Raw genomic sequence first — 1,311 nt, 5'->3', positions numbered from 1 at the left:
TGTCAAGCCCCGGGTTTTGTAGAGGGTCATTTCGTTGTCGATCAGGCAGCTTGGGCCTGAAGTATTTTCCATTCCTGATGGACTTCCCTCGGTGGTCGGTAATCCAATGATGAGTGCAGCCGGCGGTTGTTGTACCATCCGATCCACTTCGAGGACTCCACCAGAACATCAGCCAACGACGGCCAGGACCGCCGGTCGATCAGCTCGGCCTTGAACAGCGAATTCAACGCCTCCGCCATCGCATTGTCATAGGAATCACCTCGGGAACCGACTGAGGCCACCACCTTCGATTCGGCGAGGGATTCACCATAGACGACCGAGCGGTACTGCACTCCCCGGTCCGAGTGGTGAATCAACCCGGAGATGTCTTCACCAGCGCGAAGACGAGCTGACAAGGCCATATCCAGGGCGTCCCGGGCCAGGGAGGCCCGCAGATGATTGGTGATCTGCCAGCCGACGATCTCACGTGAGTAGGCGTCCATCACGAACGCCGCGTACGCCCACCCCTGCGCGGTGGGGATGTAGGTGATGTCAGCAACCCAGAGCAGGTTCGGCGCAGTGACGCAGAAGTCCCGGTCGACCAGGTCAGTAGGGCACTCATCGGCGTCTGCGCTGCGGGTCGAGGGGCGCTTCTTCCTCCGGGTGATCCCTTTGAGTCCTTCGGCGGCCATGAGGCGCTCGACGGTGCAGCGGGCGACGTGACCGACGTTGCCTTCCCGGTTGATCTCGGCCCACATCTTGCGGGCACCGTAACAGGAGTTGTTCTCTTTGTAGAGCCGGTGGATTTCTGCCGTGAGCTGCTTATCCCGGATGGATCTGGCTGCTGGGGGCCGGGATTTGTGGGCGTAGTAGGTGCTCAGGGCAATCTTCGCGCTGGTGGTGGCCAGGACGCGGATGATGGGCTCGACCCCGAACTCGTCGCGGTAGGTATCGATGAACCGGACGACTATTTCTGTGGGCGGTCGAGCTCCGCCGCGAAGAAAGCCGAGGCCTTCTTGAGGATGTCGTTGGCGCGTTTTACTTCCGCGAGTTCGACTCGTAGTCTGCGGTTTTCTGCTTCCAGGTCGAGGGATTCAGCGGGGCTGTCGGCGCCGGATTGTTTGTGGTTGCGGACCCAGACGCGCAGGGATTCTTTGCTGAGGCCGAGCTCATTGGCGATGCGGGTGACCGCGCCGTGGGCGGTTGCCGGATCGGCTTGGGCGCGGAGCACGAGTTCTACAGCACGCTGCTTGAGCTCCGGGGTGTACTTGACGGGCATGTGAAGGTTTCCTTTTCCAATTTCTTACCCTCCATTAAACCCGGGGCGAACCA

The 1,311-nt window shown here is 60.9% G+C and carries 2 protein-coding genes and 1 other annotated feature; both genes read right to left on the bottom strand.

Going from position 1 to position 1,311, the window contains the following annotated elements; translation table 11 throughout:
• Positions 1-41 precede the first annotated feature (41 nt).
• Complete coding sequence (locus tag YWU_RS0113310; protein WP_240484147.1) at positions 42-935, bottom strand: IS3 family transposase; 894 nt, start codon at positions 933-935, stop codon at positions 42-44.
• Positions 858-986, bottom strand: a sequence feature (AL1L pseudoknot). It overlaps the preceding gene by 78 nt.
• Entirely contained in the window at positions 947-1,258 is a 312-nt protein-coding gene (locus YWU_RS0113305; RefSeq protein WP_027020846.1) for a transposase, read from the bottom strand. Its footprint overlaps the feature before it by 40 nt.
• Positions 1,259-1,311 lie beyond the last annotated feature (53 nt).

Origin of the sequence: Corynebacterium sputi DSM 45148, from assembly GCF_000427865.1 — a bacterium.
Taxonomy (GTDB): Bacteria; Actinomycetota; Actinomycetes; order Mycobacteriales; family Mycobacteriaceae; genus Corynebacterium; species Corynebacterium sputi.
This window is presented reverse-complemented; position numbering and strand designations above follow the sequence as displayed.